The organism is Shinella lacus, from assembly GCF_010994755.1.
Taxonomy (GTDB): domain Bacteria; phylum Pseudomonadota; class Alphaproteobacteria; order Rhizobiales; family Rhizobiaceae; genus Shinella; species Shinella lacus.
Genome location: NZ_WHSB02000024.1, coordinates 26,383 through 47,114, shown reverse-complemented (window position 1 = coordinate 47,114; position 20,732 = coordinate 26,383). Strand labels below are relative to the sequence as shown.

Here is a 20,732-nt window from a genome sequence, read left to right as displayed (position 1 = left end):
CGTGTTCTATCAATCCATTCTCGTCAATCTCGATATCGAGCGGCCGGTCGAGCCGATCACGGAGGCCGCGGTCGATCTGGCGTCTCGCTCGGGTGCTCGGCTCATAGGGCTTTGCGCCGCCGGAACGCTCGCAGAGCGCATGGAGGAGGCTCGCGCCACGTTCCTCCATCTGGCGGCAAACAGGATCGAGGCGGAATGGCGCGGCGAAACGATGGCGCCGACCGAGGCGGTCGTGGCGGCCGCCCGTGTCGCCGATCTGGTGCTGATGGCGGCCGGAGACCGCGCGGACCCGGCGACCGTCGTCCTGCGTGCCGGCCGGCCTCTTCTGGTGGTCGGGAGCGACTGCGACACGATTGCGACACGAAAGATCGTCATCGGCTGGAAGGACACCCGCGAGGCCCGCCGCGCGATTGCGGATGCGCTTCCCCTGCTCTCGGTCGCCTATGACGTCGCCGTCGTCTCCGTTTCCCCGGAGCCCGCGCCGGCCGAGAGGCAGAGCCTCTCCGATATCGTTTCCTATCTCGCCCGGCACAATGTGAAGGCCAGGCCGCAGATGATCAAAAGCGCCGACGAAACGATCGGCTTTCTGCAATTCGTCGACGAAAGCGACGCCGATATCGTCGTCACCGGCGCCTATGGTCATAGCCGCCTGCGGGAATGGGTGTTCGGCGGAATCACGGGCCTGCTTCTCGAAGAGAACACGCGCACCCGCTTTCTTTCCTGTTGATCCGCGGAACGCGACCGGCGCCTACACCGGCGTGTCGGCCGACGACGTGGCCGCAACCGGTGGCGACGTCTCCAACCCATCCTCCGGCGCACGGACGGATGCGGCCCTGTCCACTGGCCGCCGGATCGGATCCGACAACAGCGGAAGCCGTTGAGGACCACGAGCACGGTCCCGCCTTCATGTCCGACCACCGCCAGCGGCAGAGGCAGAGGCAGAGGCAGATCGAAGAACAACCCGCCCGTTACCAGCACCAGCATGGCGCCGATCGCGACGACGAGGTTCTGCCGGATGATCGCGGCGGTCCGGCGCGCCAGATGCTGCGCATCGGCCAGCTTCTTCATGTCTTCCGACAAGAGGGCGACATCGGCGGCCTGAAGGGCGACCTCCGAGCCGGCCGCGCCCATGGCGATGCCGACATCGGCGCGGGCAAGAGCGGCCGCGTCATTGACACCGTCGCCGACGAAGGCCACGGTGCCGCCACCCGCCAGTTCCCCCACATGACGCACCTTGTCTTGCGGCAGCATTTCGGCATGAATCTCGTCGGGAGCAAGGCCGAGCAGCGCGCCGATCCGCAAGGCCACCGGCCGGCGGTCTCCGGTCATCATGACGATGCGGCACACGCCGCCGGCCCGCAGCGCGGCGAGCGCCGGGGCCGAGCTCGCCCTCGCCTCGTCCGCCACGCCGACGGCGCCGAGAACGGTCGGTCCACGTCCCAGATAGACGACGGTCTCGGCGCTGTCGGTCAGTTCCCGAAGCCGGGCGTGGTCGACGGACGCCCCCATGTCCCGAACGAGATGAAGATTGCCGGCCCAGAGGACACCAAGCGCATCCGACCCGACGATCCCTGCGCTTGGGCGCGCGCTGACATCCACGACATGCGCCGGCGCGATGCCACGTGCAGCCGCCTCCCGGCGTATGGCCGCCGCGACATGATGCTCGGAATGGGCTTCGAGCCCGGCGAGCAACGACAGGAAGCCGCATTCGTCCGCGTCCAGCGCGACGATCCGCGTCACGGCCGCCCGGCCGTTGGTGAGGGTGCCGGTCTTGTCGAAGGCGAAGATATCGACGGCGGCCAGTGTTTCGAGCGCGCCGCCGAGAGCGCAGACAGGATCGCTGCAGGCACCGATATGACGATCGCACAGGGGCTGGCCGCGACCAGCAGCGTCGCGGCCCGATAGAGCGCCTGCTCCCAATCGCGCTCCACCCCGTAGAAAACGGCGAAGGCTAGAGCGGCGCCGAGGAGCACCGCGACGATATAGCGCTGTCCGAACCAGGCGCTGAAACGCTCGGAGGGGGCCTTGGCCTCCTGGGCTTCCGTGACCAGCCGGATCATGCGGGCGATCGTGCTGTCGCCGATCGTTCTTGCGACCGCCACTTCCAGAATGCCGTCCAGATTGACGGTGGCCTCGAACACCTGCTGGCCCGGCTCTTTGGAAACGGGCATGGATTCACCGGTGATATTGGCCTCGTCGATACCGCCGCGTCCCTGCAGGATGACGCCATCGGCCGGCACGCGGGCGCCGGGCCGCAGGATCACGACATCCCCGACGACAAGCTCCGCTGCGGGAACCTCCAGCACCGAGCCATCGGCCTGCCAGCGGAACGCCGTTTCGGGACGAAGCGCCATCAGCGCCTCGACGGCGCGGCGCGCACGGCCGAGCGCCTGGTGCTCAAGCGTCGTCGACACGCTGAACAGCGTCAACAGCACCGCGCCATCGACATCGCGCCGGCCACCAGCCCGGCGACACCGGCGACGAGGATTTCCTGCGATGCAGCGGTCGCCGCCGCGACACCGACGATGAGGCTCGACGTCGAGATCAGCCCGTCATTGGCACCCAGCACCGCCGCGCGGAGCCAGCCGATACGTTCGATGAGTTGGCTTTCCCTGTGGACGGCGCGCATGGCATCTCCGATTTCAGCAGATCGGCTGTGGTTACACGACTTCAGGCAATGGATTTAGAATTATTCTAAATGTATGCCATAGAGACGGCAGCACATCAATCTTCGCGGCGCTTTCTTCCCGTCACCATGGCGCGAACGAGGTTTTCCCGGTGCTCGACGCTGGCTAGAACAACGCCGGCGATATGCAGGGCGACCAGCCCGATGGTCGAATAGACAAGGGCCTTATGGACATCCTCCACCCAGCCGACACCCCAATAGGCATCCGTGGTCATCATATAGCCGGTGGTCACGATGCCGGACACCGCCGCGAGCAACAGAACGACCATGGCGCCCCCCGCCGGATTGTGGCCGAGATACCGCTTGGCGCGGAAGGCGAGGCTGTCACGGAGGAACGCGAGAATCGTCGTAGGGGCATAGAGGAAATTGGCGAAGCGGGCGTGATGCGGCCCCAGCAGCCCCCAGACCAGGCGCAAGGCGATCAGCCCGGCGATGGCATAGCCGGAGAGGATATGGGCCTTCTTCCATTCGTCGCCGGTGACGAAGGAGAAAACGAAGAGGCAGACCAGCGACCAGTGAAAGACCCGCACGAGCGGGTCCCACACCTTGACGCTTTCCCCCGCCCCGCTGGTTCGGGAGAGTGGCGCCATCATTCCGCTCCTTCCGAGCCGACCGGCTCGCCGGTCTGCGGATTGAAGATCGTCTCGACCTTGGCGCCCTTGGCATCGATCGCATAGACTTCGTAGCAGCCGTTCTCGACCTTTATCCGCCGGACGTCGAGGCCCATCGCCTTGGCCTTGTCCTTCATGGCATCCTCGGTCATCCATTTGTCCTTCGGCACGTCGCAGCTCTTGCCCTCATCTTCGGCACGGGCCGCACCGGCGGCAAAAAGGCCGAGAAGGGCGGTTGCGAGAAGGATTGTCTTCATGGAATTTCTCCTTGTGGCCGGCCGGAGCACCCTGCCCCGACGCTGGACGCACCATAGGCAGCCGTGGCTGAGCGATGGCTGACGGGAAATGTCAGCAAAATTTCAGCCTCGCCGTGCTAGGCTTCGAACATGCGTGTGCTCTTCATGTCCGTCATCACCCTTTCCCTTGCCGGGCTCCTTTCGGCCGGCGCAATCGCTCATGCAGACGATGAGGGGGACGACGCGGACGGACGCACCCTCGACGCCGTTCAGGAGGCGGTCGAGAAGGGCGCGATCAAACCGTTTTCCGAGTTGCGCGACATCGTCAGCCGGCGTTTCCGGGGCGATATCGTCCGCGTGGAACCACGCCGGAAGCACGGGATCTTCCTCTACAAATTCAAGGTTCTGTCGCCCGAAGGGCAGCTCGTCGAAATAGAGATCGACGCAGCGAGCGGCACGATCCTCGAAGTCGAGAACGAATGATGCGCATCCTGCTCGTTGAAGACGACCGGCTGATCGCCCGCGATCTCATCGCCCATCTGGAGCGGGCGGGCTATGTCGTGGACCATGCCCGCGACGGCGAAGACGGCTGGTATCGCGGCGACAGCGAGGATTTCGCCGCCGCCATCCTCGATCTCGGCCTCCCCTCCATGGATGGCATGACGATCCTGAAACGCTGGCGCAAGGACGGGCGCCGCTTCCCCGTCCTCATCCTGACGGCGCGCGGCAATTGGGAAGAGCGCGTGGAAGGCATCGATGCCGGGGCGGACGACTATCTCGCCAAGCCCTTCCAGATCGCGGAAGTCCTCGCCCGCCTGCGCGCTATCCTGCGCCGCTATGCCGGCGAGCCGAGCCCCGTCCTCAGCGCCGGCGGCCTACACCTGGACCCGCGCGTCAAATCGGTGACGCTTGGGGACCGGCCGGTCGACCTGACGCCGCTCGAATATCGCTGCCTGCACCATCTGCTCCAGAACCGCGAGCGCCATGTCAGCCAGCAGGAACTGACCGAGCAGCTCTACGCCCAGGATTTCGACCGCGACAGCAATTCGGTGGAGGTGCTGATCGGCCGGCTGCGGCGCAAGCTGGGCAAGGCTTTCATCGAGACGCGCCGCGGCTACGGCTACCGGATCGCCGCCGCATGAGATGGCCAACCTCCATTCGCAGCCGCCTCCTGCTGATTTCCGCGTTGACCGTGAGCCTCGCGCTGACACTGACCGTCACCTTGCTGGTCTCGCTCTTCTCCAGCAACATCCGCAACCGCATCGATGCGGAGCTGACCAGCCATATCAACACGCTGGCCGGCGCGCTGTCCTTTGCCGCCGACGGCACGCTCCAGCGCCCGGAAAGCCCGCTCGACCAGCGCTTCGCCACGCCCTATGGCGGGCTTTACTGGCAGATCGTCGACGATGCGCGGGGGCAGACCGTCCGCTCGCTGTCGCTGTTCGACACGGCCCTTGCCCTGCCCATGGACAGGCACGCCGAGGGCGCGGTTCATCGCTACCTGCTGCCCGGCCCGGCCGGAAGTTCATTGATCGTCCTCGAGCGGCTCGTGCAGGTCGCTGCACCGGAGGGGAAACGCGCGCTGCGCATCGCGGTCGCCATCGACGCGCAAACGCTGGAGGAGGCCAGAGCCGCCTTCATCCGCGACATCCTGCCGGCGGTCGCCGGGCTCGGCGTCTTCCTCGTCGTCGCGTCGATCCTGCAGCTCACCCTCGGGCTGCGGCCGCTGGCGGCGCTGAACGAAGGGATCGTGCGCATCCGCGAGCGGCGTGCCAACCAGTTGACCGGCGCCTATCCCAGTGAATTCCAGAGCACCGTGGCGGCAGTCAATGCGCTTCTGGATACGCAGGAAGCGATGATGGGCAAGGCGAGGAAGCGCGCGGCCGACCTCGCCCACGGCCTGCGCACGCCGCTGACGGTGCTCTCGAACGATGTCCTCACTCTGCGCGACAAGGGTGAGGCGGCCATGGCGGACGAACTGGAGCACCTGGCGTCCGTCATGCGTAATCATGTGGAACGGGAACTGGCGCTTGCCCGCATCGCCGCCAGCGCGGACCTGCGCCGCTCGGACGCCGACGTAGCCATGATCGTCGGCGAACTTGTGCGCATCCTCAAGCGCTCCCCTTCCGGCGAGCGGCTGCGGTTCGAGATCGACGGCCCAAACACCGAGACCGTGCCCATGGACCCAGCCGACTTTCGCGAACTCATCGGCAACCTGCTCGAAAATGCCGTCAAATGGGCGACGGCCGAAATTCGCGTGCGCTGGAAGCGCAACGAAGACGGCCTGCGTCTGACGATCTCGGACGACGGTCCGGGCGTGCCGGAGCAAGAACTCGGCAATCTCACCCGCCGCGGCTGGCGTCTTGACATGGCATCCCCCGGCTCTGGCCTCGGTCTCTCCATCGTTCGTGAAATCGTCGATGTCTATCGCATCGGTTTTATGCTGCGGAACAGAAAGGCCGATAGCGGGCTGGAAGCCGAGCTTCTGTTCGCTCATACATGATGCAAACCGTCACGCAGATGGACGCCCCCCATCGACTCTCGCGCTTCGGCGTTGCATCCTGCCCTACAGAAACGACACGCGGTTCGTTCCCCACCGCATCCATAGCAATGTAAAATCGAAATGCTCATCCAAGAAGGCGACAAGAGGACTCCGGCAACAGACCTGATGCTGGCTTCAATTCTAGCGTTCGTCGCAGGCGGCGTGAACAGTGCCGGCTACCTTGGCTACCGCTATTTCTCAGCCAACATGACCGGCAATGTCTCGATGGCCTCCGATTTCCTCGCAGTCTCCCGGTCCGACCTGGCACTGGGATTCCTGACGATCGTCGTGATGTTCATCCTTGGTGCCTTCATCGCCTCGTGTCTCATCGAAGTCGGCAAGCGGCAGCTACGTCGTAACATCTACGCCCTCACATTGATCGTCGAAGCCGCGCTTCTGATGCTTGTCGGGCTTTTCATCACCCTGAGCGCACGCTCCCCGAATGGTGTGCTGGTGGTGGGCCTGTTGAGCCTGACCATGGGATTGCAGAATGCGGCATCGACGCGGATTTCCGGCAGTCGCGTAAGAACGACCCACGTTTCGGGTGTAGCAACCGATATCGGGGTGGGCATCGCCATGCTTCTGGGAAACAATTCCAGCTCCGACAGGCTGGCCATCGTGCTGCGCTTGAAACTCCACCTCGTCACGATTGTCTTCTTCGCACTCGGTGGCGTATTTGGCGTTCTTGGATACCAGCACCTCGGGGGATTATCCTTCTGCGCTTTGGCGATGCCTCTACTCCTGCTAAGCATCAGATATCTCCGGTAATGCAGATGGAGAAATGCTGCCCGCTCTGCCGGACGGCGCGCACTTGCAAATTGAGCAGACTGTCGGCTTTGAAGTGTCACAACTTTAGACTGAAGGACCATAATAAAGGCGCAAATATACCTCTACCCCAGCCGGATACCGGCCAGCACCGACACATCGCCATAGCAACCGTCGACTATCCCAAGAACACAATTCAAATCCGAATCTACTGTTATTCTGGCCCACGATCACCGTATTTGAGCAGCCCCTTCACCGCCTCGCCATCCAAAGCCTGCGCATCGAACAGCGCCGTGGTGAGCGCGTCGAGCTTGTCGCGGTTCTCACTGATGATTTCGACCGCCCTCGCAAATGCCCTTTCCAATCCCGCATGGATGCGGGCTGCGAGATCGGGATTACCGTCGAGCACGGCGGTCGGGTCCTTGTCATCGCGGTAGAGCAGCGGCTGAATCGCACCGAAGCCGAGGGAACGCTCCATGGCGAGCGCCATCTTCGTTGCCCTGGCGAGACCGCTTTCGTCCGAACCAGCGGACCCGGCGGACACCTTGCCGACCACGATCTGCTGGGCGGCGCGCCCCGCCATGAGCATGGCAAGCATGTCCTTACGGTACCCCAGCGTATCAGCATTTGCCTAAACCCGCAATCTTCCAACCTATCGGTCCCACCAATTGTGGGTTGCTATGATCCGGGCCGACTTCATGGTCTGAGTAAAGTCGTAGGAGCTACGGCGGTTAAGAAATTCCTACATTAAGCAACCTGTGATGAAATAAACAGCAGAGAGATCAGAAATTAAACTTGATAAATTTCAATAGGTTAAGCGTGCAAATCCGCGCCTCTCACGTTCTGGCGCATTCTCCACATCAACTGTCGCGATATGAAATCTTGGGTTGAATGGAATTTGGAAGCCGATACGGGGTCCCGGTACAAACGTCGATTGACAAGAATAGCTGGCCAAAGTCCAGCCACCACCAGGAGGCACGGCCATTTTCCGGTCCTGTCAGTCCGAATTGTGCGATTGCTTCAAACTTTGCCCATAAACCTCAGGAACCCTTCGACAGGTCTCCCGGCCTGCCGAAAAAAGAGGTCCTGTCGCTATCGGCCGGACTCCGCCCGAGGCGTCTCGCAGAAGAAACAGCACGTCTAGGCCAAGGTGCTGGGCAAGCTCGGTCCCGGACGTCGGACCGAGAACCGTCAACGCGGTCGCCCAGGCATCGGCTTCAGCGCAGGTTCGCGCGACGACCGTGACCGAAGCGGGCGACGACAGTAGCGGCGCACCGCGGCGCGGATTCATGGTGTGCGAGAGACGGCGACCGTTCACGACAGTCCAATGCCGGTAATCGCCAGAGGTGGCGACCGCAGCCTCCTGCAAGGCGAGGACGGAGTGCGGCGCTCGACGGGCCGCGTCGGGACCTTCTACGGCAATGTTCCACGGTTCACCATCGGGGCGCAGACCGAGCGCCCTCATCTCGCCGTCAATTCCCACGAGGCCGGAAATTATGCCGAAGCGCCCGAGGATCGCGACCAGCCGGTCGACGCCATATCCCTTGGCAATGCCGTTGAGGTCGATCGTGATCGGCGCGCGCTTGCGCACCGCCGCGCGAACAGGATCGAGCTCGAGCGCCACATGGGCGGGTTGGCGCGATGTCGCGAGTGCCTTCCGGATCAGGGCCCGGTCGGCCGCTTGCGGGCCAAAACCCCAGGCAACGACCGCATCGCCCACGCCGATATCGAAAGCTCCGCCCGACGCACGGCCGATTTCGAGCGCAAGATGCAGAACGTCTGCCAGACGCGCCGGCACATCGATCCAGTCGCCGACGGGACCGGCGTTCAACCTCATCAGAGCGCTGTCGGGCTTCCAGGTGGACATCTGCGCGTCCACCTCGTCCATTTCCGCCTGAAGAGCGTGTCGAACCGGCTCCGGATCGAACCCTGCCTCCGTGTAGAACAGCGCGGACCAGCGCGTTCCCATGGTCGGTCCGTTGAGCGCGTGCCTCATCGGATCAGTAGACGTCTTCGACATAGCGTCCCTCCGCCTTGAGCAGGGCCGGCGTCAACCCTACCGGCGCGAGAATCTCGGCAAGCGCCGCCGAAACGCCGACGGCCATATCCCGCCCACCACAGACCATGATGCGCGCGCCGCTGCGGATCAGGGCTGCGATCTGGGCGGCATCCTCAAGAAGAGCGTGCTGGACATAGCGCGGCATCCGCCCGCGCGAGCAGGCCCCGACGAGCCGGTGAAGGCGCCCTTCGCGATGCCAGCGCGTCAGTTCGTCCTTGTAGAGGAAATCGCTGGCAGGATGACGCATTCCGAAGAACAGGTGGATCGGACGGCGACGCGCATTGGCGCGCACGAAGCCCGCCAGCGGCCCTATCCCTGTTCCAGCTCCGATCAGGATCAACGGTATCCTGCTCCTGCCGGCATGGAAGCCGGGATTGGTTCGGATGAATGCGCGAACGGCACATCCTGGCTCCAGATTGAAGAGCTGCCCGGAACAGAGCCCCGCCGGATGCTTCTTCACGACGATCTCGATGAAGCCATCGCGCCGTCCCGAAGCCAGCGAGTAGAACCGTGGAACGGACGAGCCCTCGGGCAGCACGCCGAGAAGATCGCCTGCCGAATATCGACCGAAGCCACGCCCGGCCAACCGATGCCAGAACCGGACTTTGGGCAGCACGAACCGCAGGATCACTGTCGGAGCTTGCACCTCCGCGCCGTATTCGCGTCGCGAAACGAGGGTCAATGGGGAGGCCGCCAGCAAGGCTGGCCGATGGACAAGCTCCAGCCCGATCCCTATTGCCTCGCCCAGCGATCGTCCCCAACGGGCAAAATCCTGCGGCGACTGCCGGTCGACGGTTTCGTATGGGATGAGCGTGCTCCACCCTCGCGCCTCGGCGGCCCTCGCAACGACCTGGGCAAAAGCGCAGTAGGCCGGGAAGCTGCGGTCACCGAAGCCGAGCACGGCGATCGGAATGGTTGGCTCTACCGGCAGGGTTTGCAGGCGATCGAGAAACCCCCGCGCCGAAGCGGGCGCATCGCCATCGCCATAGGTTGCCGCAAGAATGAGAACGCGCCGGGCATGCCGGTAGCGTTCAGGATCGAATGACGACATCGGCGCGGTGTGAACCGCCTGCCCGAGCTTCGTCAGCGCGGCGTGCAGTGTCGCAGCGAAGCTCCATGTGCTGCCGCTCTCGCTGCCGACAAGCAGGATCGTTTCCGCACGTCCAGCCGTTACATTGCCGTGAATCCGTGGCCGCCCGCGCCGACCCGCCAGCCACAGGATGAGGCCGGTGCCCGCCATCGCCGGCACGCCGAGCGCCATCATGCCGAGCACGAGGCCCAAGGTGGCCGCGCCTCGACCGGTATGCAGCATATAGATAGTCTCCGAGAGACGCTGCCATCCGGTCAGGTCGCTCCAGGCCAGCAGCACGCCGGTGCCCTGATCCAGATAGCCCGTGCCGCGATCCGTCTTCAGCGTGAAGACATCCGTCGCATCGGCCGGATCGGGAAACGCCAGGCTGCGCAGTTCGGTGACCGGTGTCCGTTTCAGCAGATCCATATGCGATGCGGCCATGCCGGTCCGGCCGCTCGCCTCGATGTGGGCGACGGGAGATGTGGCCGCGTCGGGAAGGAGATCGAATGTCGACGCCGTCATCCACAATGCGGTGGCCGAGGACAAGACGAGGCCTGCGACGGCGACGCGCGCGATCTCGACATGCAATCTTCCGGCGAGCGGCCCGCGTATCGGCGCGAACCATCGCCGCCAGCCGCTGGCCCTGCGGGCGACGAGCATAGTGCCGGACACAGCCAAGACCAGCATGGCGGCAGCGCCCACTGCCGCTGCGATACGCCCGCCGTCACCGAGAAAGAGCGACCGGTGCAGACCGGTAAGCCACTGCTCGACGGCATTCGGATCGCTGGAGGCGACACCCAGCCCTGTTGCGGGATCGATGATGGCGGCCTGAGGCGCCCCACCCTCAAACCAGTAGGCGGTGATCTTGCCGGAGGGCGCGCGACGTATCTGTTCTATTTGAGGGTGGATGGCGAGGATACGTCCGGCCAGCGTCCCGACGGAAAGCCCTGCCTCGGCCTGCGGGGCGGACAACCGTTCGGCGGCGGGAAACAGCGAGAGTGCTGCACCGCTAAGGCTCAAGACCAGCAGAAAAAGAGCGGCCAGAAGGCCTGGCCAGCGATGGATGACACGGATCATGTCGTCCACCGCCTAGAAGGAGTAGGCAACGGTCGAGACGTAGCGTCGACCGCGAACGGTCGTCTTCGTGCCCGCAGTGGTCAGGGGAACGGCGACCTCGTTGGGGCTGTCACGCATGTCCTCCACGGCTGCGTCGACATGCAGCGTGTAACCTGCGTCGAAAAGCGCATCGGCAAGGTCGAGCGAGATCTCCAGCGTGCGCCCCGCACCGACGCTAGCGCCGGTAATGCCGTCGATACCGGCGCGGCCGCCAGTGGCGCGATACCAGCCCGATAGATGCTCGTAATATTTGGACTTGCCGCCAGCGACCCAGAGCGTGCCGGCATATTTGCCCTGGGGATCGGTGACGTAGAGCGCGAGATAGGCGCCGTCGCCGCCATAGTTGGTCAGCGTTGTGGTCAATGTCACCGGCCGGGCCATGGCGAGGCCAGGGAACGTGAGGGCGGTTGTCATGGCGAGAGCTGCGAGAAGCGATTTCATGTCGGCTTGCCTTCTGCGAGGAAACGGTGTCCGGGTCGTCGCAGAGCGCCGACCCGTCCTCGTCACTGTGGCGAAGCCGCCTGAGGGCTGCCTGACGGCCATCGGGATTTTCCGTCAGCACTTCGTCAGGAAACATCGGACACGGTCAGGTCCGCAGCAGATGCAGGAGCGACCGGCCTGTCGGCAGGCCAGCCGCGAAAGCTCCGGGGACTGAACAAGACGGCAGCCAGCCACGCTCCGCTCAGGCGCGTGGCTGGCTGCCGCTGCGTTAGCGCGGAGACATCCGCTGCAACGTCCCGTCGCGCAGGACGTACTGGTGCCAGACCGCCATCGCGGCATGCAGTCCGGCAAGGTAGAGGATGATCGTGCCGGCATTCTCATGAATGTCCGCGATCAGGCCCGGTGCGCCCTGCACCCGCTCGGTGATCGCCGGAAGCTGGAAGCCGAAGAAAGAAACGGGAACACCGAGGCGCGACGCCGCGTACCAACCGCTCAACGGCAGGGCAATGAGGAACAGATACAACAGCACATGTCCGGCTTTGACGGCAAGGGCGAGACGGCCATTGGACTGCGGCGCGTCCGGGGTTCCGCCCGCAAGGCGCAGGATCAAGCGCGGAAGCACCAGGACGAGCACGGCCAACCCGAACGAGAAATGCAGCAAGGGCGGGTTTTCGGCCATATGACGGCCTCCCGTCGAGGTCAGCCAGGCCCCGAGGATCAGCAGGGCTGTCAGCCAGTGGATGACGATCATGCTTCTGGAATAACGGGCCGGATCATGAGGCATGGCGGGATCTCCTTGCGACGGTCGCAGCGCTTGAGCGATAGCGAGATGGGATTGCTACTTGATGGTGGTCTTGGGCCGCACGGTCGTCCCGAGCAGGGTGTTGGAGGATGTTCCGCCTACGGTGTCGTTCTGCGAGGCTGGCGGCCGCTGACGCCTCGATCCGTGACGGTCGTCATCGCGATCCCTGTGCCGGAACTTGACGATTTCGAGGGTTTCCGGATCGACCTTGGCCTTGAAAGCCAGGCCATTCCGGTCGGTTCCCCGGATTTCGTAACAGCCGTCATCGATCTTGATCCTGGCAACGGTCCAGCCTTGACTGGCGGCCATTGTTTCGACCGCTTCCCGCGGCTTCCATCGATCCATCGAGACATGGCAATCGTCGTCGTCAGCCTTGGCGATACCGGGACCGGAAAACGCCAGAACGAGGATCGCGGCCAGCAAATGTTTCATCGTTTCATTGTTCCTGATCAACGCGCTTTCGGGGGGAACCATGGCACGCTCTCCTGACGAACGCCTGAAGCAGCGATGGGGCGGTCTTCAGCAAACCGACAGCATCGGACGCTAGGCAGGAGGATGGCGAGACGGGTGACCCTGGGATGAGAGTTCTACTGATCGAAGACGATGCTATCCTCGGAAAGGCCGTGCGCGAGCAGGTTGCCGCCCTCCACTCGGTGGACTGGGTGACACGGCTCGATGCGGCGCGCGAACATCTCCAAAGCGCGGCATACGATCTCATCCTGCTCGATCTGATGCTCCCGGACGGATTGGGCATCGCCTTTCTCAAAAAGCTTCGAGCCGAGGGCAGCGTGACGCCGGTCATCATCCTGACGGCGCTCGACCAGATCTCCGACCGCATCGCGGGCCTCGATGCCGGCGCCGACGACTACATGATCAAGCCGTTCGATCTGTCGGAACTCTCCTCGCGGCTGAATGCGGTGGCGCGGCGATACAGCGGCAACCCGAATCCTCTCATCGAGATCGGCGACCTGCGCATCGATCTCGCCGCCCGGATCGTGATGCACGGCGCGCGCCCTGTTGAGCTTACCGGTCGCGAATGGGCGCTGTTCGAAGCATTTCTGCAGCGGCCCGGCATCGCGATGACCAAGGCGCAGCTCGAAGATCGGCTCTATGCATTCGGCGCAGAGGTCGAGAGCAATACGATCGAGGTTCACGTCAGCAGACTGCGCAAGAAGCTCGGCCACGGCGCGATCGATACGGTGCGGGGCATCGGGTATCGTCTTGGAACGGCAAGATGAAGCGGCCCAGGAGCCTGCAATGGCGGCTCTCGCTATGGCTGGGGCTAGGGCTAACGGTGTTATGGGCACTTGCCGCGGTCGTGACCGCGCAGATGCTGCGCCACGAAATGGACGAGGTGTTCGACAGCGCCCTCGAAGAGACGGCGCAACGCATCCTGCCGCTTGCGGCGATCGAGATCATCGGCCGCGATGCCGACGACACCGAACAGCGCGTTGCCACGCTCCGCCAGCACGACGAGTATTTCACCTATGTCGTGCGCGATGCCGCGGGCAAGGTTCTGCTGCGATCGCACAGCGCCGATCTCGCGGCATTCCCGCCGTTTTCCGGAATGGGCTTTGCCACGACGCCGACGCACCGCCTCTACTCCGACGCGACCCTCCAGCAGAATCTGACCATCACCATCGCGGAGCCCCTGTCGCATCGCCGGATGACCGCCGGGCGACTGTTGCTCGGGCTGAGCCTGCCGCTGGCCGTCATTGTCCCGCTCGGCTTGATCGGCATCTGGGTCATTGTCCGGCTGTCCATGACCCCGGTTCGGACCTTCCGCTCGCAGATCGAGGCGCGCGGCGGCGGTGATTTGACACCCATCGACGCGGAGGACCTGCCCTCGGAGATCGGCCCCGTCGCCAAAGCGGTCAACCACCTCCTGGACCGATTGACGCGTACCTTGCAGGCCGAGCGCAGCCTGGCGGCCAAATCGGCCCATGAGCTGCGGACACCGGTGGCTGCTGCACTGGCGCAGGCGCAGCGCATGATCGCGCAAGCGCCGGACGACGCCACGCGCGAGCGCGCCGAGGATATGCAGACCGCCTTGCGGCGCCTTTCCCGCCTCACCGAGAAACTCATGCAACTGGCGAGAGCCGAGGGCGGACGCCTTCTCGCCGAGGCGCCGGTCGAGATCGGCGCCATCCTGCGGATGGTTGTGAGCGAATTCGACGGGCAGGCCGAGACTGCAGGGCGCATCGACCTGACACTGCCAGACGCGCCGGTATTCGCAAGCATCGACGCCGACGCCTTCGCCATCCTGGCCCGGAACCTGATCGAAAACGCCCTCAAGCATGGCGTGCGGGACGAACCGGTCGCCGTCACCTTGTCGGCAGACGGCTGTCTGCGCGTCACGAACGCCGGCCCGGTCGTGCCTTCCGCAGTGCTTGCGCGGCTGAGCGAGCCCTTCGAGCGCGGTCAGGCTCTGGTGCGGGGGGCCGGCCTGGGGCTCGCCATCGCCCGGACCATTGCTGCCGGAACAAATGGACGGATAGAACTCCAATCTCCCGCAAGCGGCAGGATTGACGGGTTTGAGGCAAGGTTCTTCATAGACAAATGATCATCGACATCGACGCCAGATGCTGAAAGGCAACTCGGGAGACCATGGACACTGACGCCCTGCTCAGCCGCCTTGCGGTATCGCTTTCGATCGGTCTGCTGATCGGCCTGGAGCGTGGATGGCGTACCCGCAACGAGGAAGACCATCTGCGCGCGGCAGGTCTACGAACGTTCGCGCTGACCGGTCTCACCGGCGGCATTACCGGCGCCCTGGCCCGGCAGTTCGACTCTGGCCTCGTGATCGGTCTTGTTTTCCTCGGGTTCACCGCGGCATTCGCCTCCTACCACTGGCTCGAAGCGCGGGCCGAGCGAAATTACAGCGCGACATCCGTCGTCGCCGGCATAGCCACGTTCCTGCTGGGAACGCTTGCCGTCGTCGGCGACCTTGCAGCCGCCATCGCCGGGGCTGTTGCCACGGCTGTGCTGCTTGCCCTGCGCGAGCCGTTGCATCGTTGGGTCGCGTCGCTGAGCTGGAATGAGATCCGGTCGGGCCTGACGCTTCTGGCAATGACCTTTCTCATGCTGCCGATCCTGCCGAACAGGCCGGTCGATCCCTGGGGCACCGTCAATCCATATGAGATCTGGTTGCTGACCATCCTGATCGCCGCGGTCTCCTTCGCCGGCTACGTCGCCGTCCGCGTGTTCGGGGACCGGCTTGGCGTCCTGATGACGGCGATCGCGGGCGGGCTCGCCTCTTCGACAGCGACGACCTTGACGCTGGCAAGGCTTGCCCGCCGGCACCCCGAGTCCAGCACGCTGCTTTCCTGTGGCGTGCTTCTTTCCGGCTTGACCATGATCATCCGCGTTGCAGTCGTGGCGACGGCCTTGAACCCAAGCTTGCTTCCGCATCTCAAATGGCCATTGCTCATCGGCGGTGGCGTGCTCGCCATCGGCGCCGGGCTCCTGCTGCTACAAAGTCGCGGCTCCTCCGAACAGCCGGAACTTACGATCACCAACCCGCTGGAATTGGCGCCTGCCCTGAAAATGGGGACACTCATCACCGTGGTCATGGTGGTGTCGCATCTGCTTCAGCAGTCGTTCGGGAATGCGGGCGTTCTGGTGACCGCCGCCGCTTCGGGCATCGCCGATGTGGATGCGATTTCGATCTCCATGGCCCGCCTGGCGTCGCATTCGATCGAGCCCGGTCTTGCGGCAGATGCGATCCTGATCGCCGTGGCCATGAATACACTTGTCAAAGCCGTGATGGCGGCATGGGTCGGAGGCTCAAGGATCGGCGGGCCCGTCAGCGCCCTTAGCGTGCTCGGCCTTGCGGCCGGCATGGCAGCGTCTCTGTATCTTGGCCGTTCGTGAATTGAGGGGGAGATTGCGGCCGGGCATGCGGCCACACTCGGGCCTTGATGGGTCGGTCTGGTCGGCTGTAAGCGATGGTTTCGGGGAGAGTGGTGTCGCTGATCTCCCCGAAATCGGGTAATGCAAGCGGGGCAGCAAAACGCGGCCTCGCAGTCCCCTCACGCGTTGCGGAGCGATGCCACGATCTTGTCTTTTAACATCAGCCGCTGGCGGCGCAGATCGGCCTCGGCTGCTTCGGAAATGGCGTCGAGACGTGTCTCGGACCGATGAATCTTGTCGTTCACCGCGTCATATTCCGTCAAAACATGCGCAAACTCCGGGCTTTTCGCCTTCAGGGCATGAATGGCGTCCATCTGGTCTGGGAATTCGTCGCCAAGAGTGTGAGGTGTATTCGACAAGGTTCTTTCTCCTTTTCTGCAATTTCGCCCCGGCGTCAGGGCTTTTCGACGCGCGCGACCTGATAGGTGACAAACGCGCCTTCCCGCCCGACCGAGATGTATTCGCCAAGACGGAAGCACTCCTCGCCCAGGCGGAAACCGATCTCGTCGTCCCGATCACCCAGCTCGTAATCGAAATACCACTGCCCGCCGGGCTTGCGCCGCAACAGCCCGATGCGGGCCGTCTTACCGTCCCGAAAATATCGGACGCGACAGGCGTCGCGAGATTTCTTCCATTCCAGCGGATCAAGGAATCCTTCGTGGTTGAGCGGAACCAGAAGATCATAGCCTTCTTCCCGATCTCCCTCCGGATGGTCTTTGCCGCGAGCGAGAACCAACCGCACGTGGTGGAAACTTGAGGGTAGTTCTTGTGCCTTGACCACGATCCGATCCTTCATTTCCCCCCCTGATACACCATTGGCAAAGGAACGTTCTTGATCTGGCGCAAGTGAGACGAGGCATGTGTTATCCGATGCCGGCGACTATCCGGAACGGTCGAGATGGGCCTGCGTCAGGATGACCGCGCCGATCGCCGCAGGCTGAACCGGAAGCTTCTCCCAGTTAAGCTCGCGCAGGTTCTTGAGCCCCTGGAACAGCCCGCAGTCGATAAGGATGCGGTGGCGCGCCGAGCGATGTCAAAGTCAGCATCGGTGTCCCTTTGCGGTTTTTAGGACAGGGAAGGTCCGGCTGCCGCCCAATCAGCACTGGGTCCAATCATGGTGTGGTGGGCGAGGTCGCCCGCGATCCGGACGTGCTGCCCGTTTGATCCTGGAACTCATATTGACGAGAATGGTGGAGATAGCCGTCGGTGGCGCGGATTCGGTCCGACAGGAGGCGTAGGCCATTCAGCACGACCAGAACGGTGCCGCCTTCGTGTCCGATCACCGCGAGCGGAAGCGGCAGGTCGAAGAACAGGCCGCCGGTCACAAGTACCAGCATGGCGCCGATCGCGAGGACGAGATTCTGTCGGATGATGACGGCCGTCCGCCGTGCAAGCCGGTGCGCATCGGCCAGCTTCTTCATGTCTTCCGACAGCAGGGCGACGTCGGCGGCCTGCAGTGCGACGTCCGACCCCGCCGCGCCCATGGCGATGCCGACGTCGGCGCGAGCCAATGCGGCGGCATCGTTGACGCCATCGCCGACGAAAGCGACCTTGCCATCACGCGCGAGGTCGCCGACCTGGAGCACCTTGTCCTGCGGCAGCATCTCGGCATGAACCTCGCCGGGCGCAAGGCCAAGTTCCGTACCGATGCGCAAGGCCACCGGCCTGCGGTCGCCGGTCATCATCACGATGCGGTTGACGCCACCGGCGCGAAGCGCGGCCAGCGCCGGGGCTGAGCTGGCTCTTGCTTCGTCCGCAACACTGACCGCCCCCAGAACGGTCGCACCGCGCCCAAGATAGACCACGGTCTGAGAACTGTCGGCGAGTTCACGGAACGCCGGATCATCGACGGAGGCGCCCATGTCCTCGACGAGGTGAGCGTTGCCGGCCCATATCGGGCCGAAGGAATCGTAGCCGACGATGCCGGCGCTCGGATGCGACGTAACGTCCACGACCGCCACCGGCTCAACGCCATGAACCAGGGCCTCACGACGGATGGCGGCAGCGATGTGATGCTCGGAATGCGCTTCCAGCCCGGCAAGGAGCGAAAGGAAACGGCGATCCTCACCATCCAGGGCGACAATGCGCGTAACCTCTGCACGTCCATTGGTCAGGGTCCCGGTCTTGTCGAACGCGAAGGTATCGACAGCGGCGAGCGTTTCGAGCGCACCGCCCCCCTTGAACAGCACGCCGCCTCGCGCCGCGGCGGAGAGCGCCGACAGGATCGCTGCCGGGACTGAGATGACGATCGCGCAGGGACTGGCGGCGACCAGGAGTGTCGCGGCCTTGTAGAGGGCCTGTTCCCAGTCGCGGCCAAGCCAATAGAAGACCGCAAGGGCCAGAGCGGAGCCCAGCAGGACACCGACCGTATAACGCTGGCCGAACCACGCGCTGAAGCGCTCGGACGGCGCCTTCGCTTCCTGCGCCTCGGTGACGAGCTGGATCATGCGCGCGATCGTGCTGTCGCCGACCGTCCTGGTGACGGTCACGTCAAGGACCCCGTCAAGATTGACGGTCGCCTCGAAAACCTGCTCGCCCGGTTCCTTGGAGACCGGCATCGACTCACCGGTGATATTGGCTTCGTCGATTCCGCCACGGCCATGCAGGATCACACCGTCGGTCGGCACGCGTGCGCCCGGACGCAGCACCACCACATCGCCGACGGCAAGCTCCGCAGCAGGAACCTCCACCGTGGTCCCGTCCTCTCCTTTGCGGAAAGCCGTCTCCGGCCGGAGCGCCATGAGCGCCTCAATAGCCCTGCGCGCGCGTCCCAATGCCTGGTGCTCAAGCGTGGTCGACACGCTGAACAACGTCAGCAACACCGCGCCTTCGAACGGCGCCCCGACGATCGCCGCCGCCACGGCCGCGACGACCATCAGAAGATCGATGTCGAGGATATGATCGCGCCACAACGCCGTCAGGGCGCTCCAGGTGGCGGGAAGCCCTCCGGCCAAATAGACCATCGCCAGACCGGGAGATCTTAGAATGGAAAGGCCTTCCGCCGGCGGCCAGGTCCCGGCGACGGCCAGCATCATCCCGAGGACCGCAATTGCCGACATGACGGTCTGGAAATCGAGCGACAGACGTTTCATCGTCACACCGCCCGGCCGATCACGGAGCCGATCAATGCGGTCGAGGCCATCGCGACAGCGCCCCAGAACACCACCCGGATAGTCGGTTTCCAGATGCTGGCGCCGCCCGCCCGTGCCCCGATTGCGCCGAGGATGGCAAGACCGATGAGGCAAGCAAGGGACACGGTCCATGCAGCCGTTCCGGCCGGCGCAAGCAGGGCGACGATCAACGGCAAAGCCGCACCCGCCGCAAACGTGACCGCCGAGGTCAGCGCAGCTTGAACCGGTCTTGCCATCACATGGCTCGCCAATCCGAGTTCATCCCGCGCATGGGCTTCGAAGGCATCCTTCGCCATCATCTGTTCGGCGACCTGCCGGGCCAGCTCTGGGGCCACGCCGCGCTGCTCGTAGATTGCCGCGAGTTCGGCCAACTCGGCCTCCGGCTGCGTCGCCAGCTCGTGCCGTTCCCGCGCCATGTCGGCTTCCTCGGTATCGGCCTGCGAACTGACCGACACATATTCGCCCGCCGCCATCGACATCGCCCCGGCCACCAGACCGGCAACACCGGCAACAAGGATCTCATGCGAGGCGTTGGTCGCCGCGGCGACACCGACGATCAGGCTCGACGTCGAGATCAACCCGTCATTGGCACCCAGTACAGCCGCCCGAAGCCAGCCTATCCGTTCGATGAGATGATTTTCCTTGTGAAGGGCGCGCATGAATGGTGCTCCGAGCAGTGATTGTGTGTGCAGCGGGATGATGCTGCGTCGACGCAACCTCATTCCGTGATGGAAGGAAAACGCAGAAAAATGTTCAGTTTAGAATTATTCTAACTAAAGGACTAATTCAAGATACAACCGGCCTTTGGAACCTCACTAGCCAACCACACGGTCTACGGCCATTGGGCGATCACCGGATCCCGGCAGGTCTGCGATCAAGACCAAGATCGCTCGCCCGCCGGACGACCCGGTGTCACCCACAGATAGACAGCTTCGAGGCTAAGCCTACTCGCAAGGCAACCATCGCTAGTCCAATTCCGTCTCCGGCGACGTACCGATGGTACTGCCATCGCCGAAGCGCTTGACGCTGCCATCGACGACCTCGAGCGTTGCGGGATCGATCTTCACCTTGAGGACGTTCCCGCTGGTGTCAGTGACCCGAAGTTCGTAGCAGCCATCGTCGATCTTCATCTTGTCGATGGTCCATCCGAAGTCGCCCGCAAGCTTCCCGAGAGCTTCGAAGGATTGCCTCTTCTGAGGCGGAACGTCGCACGCCTCTCCAGCAAACGCAGCCGTTGCCGGAAGCACCGCGAGCAATGCAAGCACTGCCAATGTCTTTCTCATGATTTCTTCTCCTGGGCTGTGTTGTCGATGGAGGAAATCATGCACAGAGGGACTGACGGGCTACTGAAGATCGGCA

At 64.0% G+C, this 20,732-nt stretch carries 21 protein-coding genes and 2 pseudogenes; 8 read left to right on the top strand and 15 right to left on the bottom strand.

Annotated features, from left to right (window positions below):
• Nucleotide 1: 1 nt before the first annotated feature.
• On the top strand, nucleotides 2-727 hold the full coding sequence (locus GB927_RS32645) for a universal stress protein (protein ID WP_117371526.1): 726 nt from the start codon (nucleotides 2-4) through the stop codon (nucleotides 725-727).
• A gap of 21 nt (nucleotides 728-748) precedes the next feature.
• Here GB927_RS32645 and GB927_RS32640 read toward each other — a convergent pair.
• The 4 genes and pseudogenes from GB927_RS32640 to GB927_RS32625 form a co-directional block, all read right to left on the bottom strand.
• A pseudogene (locus GB927_RS32640) lies at nucleotides 749-2,498 on the bottom strand (heavy metal translocating P-type ATPase).
• Nucleotides 2,438-2,629 (bottom strand): annotated as a pseudogene (locus GB927_RS32635) (VIT1/CCC1 transporter family protein); the annotation flags it as partial. The pseudogenes GB927_RS32640 and GB927_RS32635, both read right to left, overlap by 61 nt.
• A gap of 95 nt (nucleotides 2,630-2,724) precedes the next feature.
• Entirely contained in the window at nucleotides 2,725-3,279 is a 555-nt protein-coding gene (locus GB927_RS32630; RefSeq protein ID WP_051795984.1) for a cytochrome b/b6 domain-containing protein, read from the bottom strand.
• Nucleotides 3,276-3,554 (bottom strand): PepSY domain-containing protein, encoded by a 279-nt coding sequence (locus GB927_RS32625; protein WP_035219788.1) that lies wholly within the window; start codon nucleotides 3,552-3,554, stop codon nucleotides 3,276-3,278. The genes GB927_RS32630 and GB927_RS32625 overlap by 4 nt, the downstream gene beginning before the upstream one ends.
• Nucleotides 3,555-3,683: 129 nt before the next feature.
• On the opposite strand from GB927_RS32625, the gene GB927_RS32620 reads away from it, so the two are divergent.
• The 4 genes from GB927_RS32620 to GB927_RS32605 all read left to right on the top strand — a co-directional run bounded on the left by GB927_RS32620 (nucleotide 3,684) and on the right by GB927_RS32605 (nucleotide 6,843).
• Entirely contained in the window at nucleotides 3,684-4,016 is a 333-nt protein-coding gene (locus GB927_RS32620) for a PepSY domain-containing protein (protein WP_035219790.1), read from the top strand.
• Entirely contained in the window at nucleotides 4,016-4,675 is a 660-nt protein-coding gene (locus tag GB927_RS32615) for a response regulator transcription factor (protein ID WP_117371557.1), read from the top strand. The genes GB927_RS32620 and GB927_RS32615 overlap by 1 nt, the downstream gene beginning before the upstream one ends.
• The gene (locus GB927_RS32610; RefSeq protein ID WP_035219791.1) at nucleotides 4,672-6,036 is read left to right on the top strand and encodes a sensor histidine kinase; all 1,365 of its coding nucleotides are present in this window, start codon (nucleotides 4,672-4,674) and stop codon (nucleotides 6,034-6,036) included. Before GB927_RS32615 ends, GB927_RS32610 begins: the two co-directional genes overlap by 4 nt.
• Before the next feature lie 120 nt (nucleotides 6,037-6,156).
• Entirely contained in the window at nucleotides 6,157-6,843 is a 687-nt protein-coding gene (locus GB927_RS32605) for a YoaK family protein (protein ID WP_035219792.1), read from the top strand.
• Nucleotides 6,844-7,054: 211 nt separating this feature from the next.
• Here the strand turns inward: GB927_RS32605 and GB927_RS32600 are convergent, their stop codons facing one another.
• The 6 genes from GB927_RS32600 to GB927_RS32575 form a co-directional block, all read right to left on the bottom strand.
• Nucleotides 7,055-7,438, bottom strand: a complete 384-nt coding sequence (locus tag GB927_RS32600) for a M41 family metallopeptidase (protein ID WP_051795987.1) — start codon at nucleotides 7,436-7,438, stop codon at nucleotides 7,055-7,057.
• Between the two features lie 399 nt (nucleotides 7,439-7,837).
• Nucleotides 7,838-8,860: an FAD:protein FMN transferase gene (locus tag GB927_RS32595; RefSeq protein WP_160788089.1), complete on the bottom strand. Its 1,023-nt coding sequence runs from the start codon at nucleotides 8,858-8,860 to the stop codon at nucleotides 7,838-7,840.
• Nucleotides 8,841-11,048: a PepSY domain-containing protein gene (locus GB927_RS32590; protein ID WP_256121324.1), complete on the bottom strand. Its 2,208-nt coding sequence runs from the start codon at nucleotides 11,046-11,048 to the stop codon at nucleotides 8,841-8,843. Before GB927_RS32590 ends, GB927_RS32595 begins: the two co-directional genes overlap by 20 nt.
• A 12-nt stretch (nucleotides 11,049-11,060) precedes the next feature.
• A complete protein-coding gene (locus GB927_RS32585) occupies nucleotides 11,061-11,528 on the bottom strand; it encodes a DUF2271 domain-containing protein (protein ID WP_023513012.1) in 468 nt (155 codons plus the stop codon).
• Nucleotides 11,529-11,796: 268 nt separating this feature from the next.
• Nucleotides 11,797-12,312: a cytochrome b gene (locus GB927_RS32580; RefSeq protein WP_023513013.1), complete on the bottom strand. Its 516-nt coding sequence runs from the start codon at nucleotides 12,310-12,312 to the stop codon at nucleotides 11,797-11,799.
• A 54-nt stretch (nucleotides 12,313-12,366) separates the two neighbouring features.
• Nucleotides 12,367-12,753, bottom strand: coding sequence for a PepSY domain-containing protein (locus GB927_RS32575; RefSeq protein WP_245290269.1), 387 nt, complete (start codon nucleotides 12,751-12,753; stop codon nucleotides 12,367-12,369).
• A gap of 155 nt (nucleotides 12,754-12,908) precedes the next feature.
• On the opposite strand from GB927_RS32575, the gene GB927_RS32570 reads away from it, so the two are divergent.
• Genes GB927_RS32570 through GB927_RS32560 form a run of 3 tightly spaced genes read left to right on the top strand, consistent with a single transcriptional unit; the run spans nucleotide 12,909 to nucleotide 16,203 of the window.
• Nucleotides 12,909-13,568: a response regulator transcription factor gene (locus tag GB927_RS32570; RefSeq protein WP_256121323.1), complete on the top strand. Its 660-nt coding sequence runs from the start codon at nucleotides 12,909-12,911 to the stop codon at nucleotides 13,566-13,568.
• A complete protein-coding gene (locus GB927_RS32565; RefSeq protein WP_035219798.1) occupies nucleotides 13,565-14,893 on the top strand; it encodes an ATP-binding protein in 1,329 nt (442 codons plus the stop codon). The genes GB927_RS32570 and GB927_RS32565 overlap by 4 nt, the downstream gene beginning before the upstream one ends.
• A gap of 44 nt (nucleotides 14,894-14,937) precedes the next feature.
• Entirely contained in the window at nucleotides 14,938-16,203 is a 1,266-nt protein-coding gene (locus tag GB927_RS32560; RefSeq protein WP_023513017.1) for an MgtC/SapB family protein, read from the top strand.
• Between the two features lie 158 nt (nucleotides 16,204-16,361).
• Here the strand turns inward: GB927_RS32560 and GB927_RS32555 are convergent, their stop codons facing one another.
• The 5 genes from GB927_RS32555 to GB927_RS32535 all read right to left on the bottom strand — a co-directional run bounded on the left by GB927_RS32555 (nucleotide 16,362) and on the right by GB927_RS32535 (nucleotide 20,656).
• Nucleotides 16,362-16,601: an HP1242/YdcH family protein gene (locus GB927_RS32555; protein ID WP_023513018.1), complete on the bottom strand. Its 240-nt coding sequence runs from the start codon at nucleotides 16,599-16,601 to the stop codon at nucleotides 16,362-16,364.
• Nucleotides 16,602-16,636: 35 nt separating this feature from the next.
• Nucleotides 16,637-17,038 (bottom strand): hypothetical protein, encoded by a 402-nt coding sequence (locus GB927_RS32550; RefSeq protein ID WP_050746437.1) that lies wholly within the window; start codon nucleotides 17,036-17,038, stop codon nucleotides 16,637-16,639.
• 316 nt (nucleotides 17,039-17,354) lie between these two features.
• A complete protein-coding gene (locus GB927_RS32545) occupies nucleotides 17,355-19,334 on the bottom strand; it encodes a heavy metal translocating P-type ATPase (RefSeq protein WP_256121322.1) in 1,980 nt (659 codons plus the stop codon).
• A 2-nt stretch (nucleotides 19,335-19,336) separates the two neighbouring features.
• On the bottom strand, nucleotides 19,337-20,032 hold the full coding sequence (locus tag GB927_RS32540; RefSeq protein WP_023513021.1) for a VIT1/CCC1 transporter family protein: 696 nt from the start codon (nucleotides 20,030-20,032) through the stop codon (nucleotides 19,337-19,339).
• A gap of 306 nt (nucleotides 20,033-20,338) precedes the next feature.
• Nucleotides 20,339-20,656 carry a PepSY domain-containing protein gene (locus tag GB927_RS32535; RefSeq protein WP_023513022.1) on the bottom strand — a complete coding sequence of 106 codons (318 nt, stop codon included), beginning with the start codon at nucleotides 20,654-20,656 and terminating at the stop codon, nucleotides 20,339-20,341.
• Nucleotides 20,657-20,732 lie beyond the last annotated feature (76 nt).

Excerpts from the sequence above, each read along its gene's own strand:
- GB927_RS32585 (WP_023513012.1), bottom strand. The coding sequence starts at position 11,528 with ATGAAATCGCTTCTCGCAGCTCTCGCCATGACAACCGCCCTCACGTTC.
- GB927_RS32590 (WP_256121324.1), bottom strand. The coding sequence starts at position 11,048 with ATGATCCGTGTCATCCATCGCTGGCCAGGCCTTCTGGCCGCTCTTTTT.
- GB927_RS32580 (WP_023513013.1), bottom strand. The coding sequence starts at position 12,312 with ATGCCTCATGATCCGGCCCGTTATTCCAGAAGCATGATCGTCATCCAC.
- GB927_RS32600 (WP_051795987.1), bottom strand. The coding sequence starts at position 7,438 with ATGCTTGCCATGCTCATGGCGGGGCGCGCCGCCCAGCAGATCGTGGTC.
- GB927_RS32620 (WP_035219790.1), top strand. The coding sequence starts at position 3,684 with ATGCGTGTGCTCTTCATGTCCGTCATCACCCTTTCCCTTGCCGGGCTC.
- GB927_RS32535 (WP_023513022.1), bottom strand. The coding sequence starts at position 20,656 with ATGAGAAAGACATTGGCAGTGCTTGCATTGCTCGCGGTGCTTCCGGCA.
- GB927_RS32570 (WP_256121323.1), top strand. The coding sequence starts at position 12,909 with ATGAGAGTTCTACTGATCGAAGACGATGCTATCCTCGGAAAGGCCGTG.
- GB927_RS32615 (WP_117371557.1), top strand. The coding sequence starts at position 4,016 with ATGCGCATCCTGCTCGTTGAAGACGACCGGCTGATCGCCCGCGATCTC.
- GB927_RS32610 (WP_035219791.1), top strand. The coding sequence starts at position 4,672 with ATGAGATGGCCAACCTCCATTCGCAGCCGCCTCCTGCTGATTTCCGCG.
- GB927_RS32625 (WP_035219788.1), bottom strand. The coding sequence starts at position 3,554 with ATGAAGACAATCCTTCTCGCAACCGCCCTTCTCGGCCTTTTTGCCGCC.
- GB927_RS32565 (WP_035219798.1), top strand. The coding sequence starts at position 13,565 with ATGAAGCGGCCCAGGAGCCTGCAATGGCGGCTCTCGCTATGGCTGGGG.
- GB927_RS32540 (WP_023513021.1), bottom strand. The coding sequence starts at position 20,032 with ATGCGCGCCCTTCACAAGGAAAATCATCTCATCGAACGGATAGGCTGG.
- GB927_RS32605 (WP_035219792.1), top strand. The coding sequence starts at position 6,157 with ATGCTCATCCAAGAAGGCGACAAGAGGACTCCGGCAACAGACCTGATG.
- GB927_RS32550 (WP_050746437.1), bottom strand. The coding sequence starts at position 17,038 with ATGAAGGATCGGATCGTGGTCAAGGCACAAGAACTACCCTCAAGTTTC.
- GB927_RS32545 (WP_256121322.1), bottom strand. The coding sequence starts at position 19,334 with ATGAAACGTCTGTCGCTCGATTTCCAGACCGTCATGTCGGCAATTGCG.
- GB927_RS32595 (WP_160788089.1), bottom strand. The coding sequence starts at position 8,860 with ATGTCGAAGACGTCTACTGATCCGATGAGGCACGCGCTCAACGGACCG.
- GB927_RS32560 (WP_023513017.1), top strand. The coding sequence starts at position 14,938 with ATGGACACTGACGCCCTGCTCAGCCGCCTTGCGGTATCGCTTTCGATC.
- GB927_RS32630 (WP_051795984.1), bottom strand. The coding sequence starts at position 3,279 with ATGATGGCGCCACTCTCCCGAACCAGCGGGGCGGGGGAAAGCGTCAAG.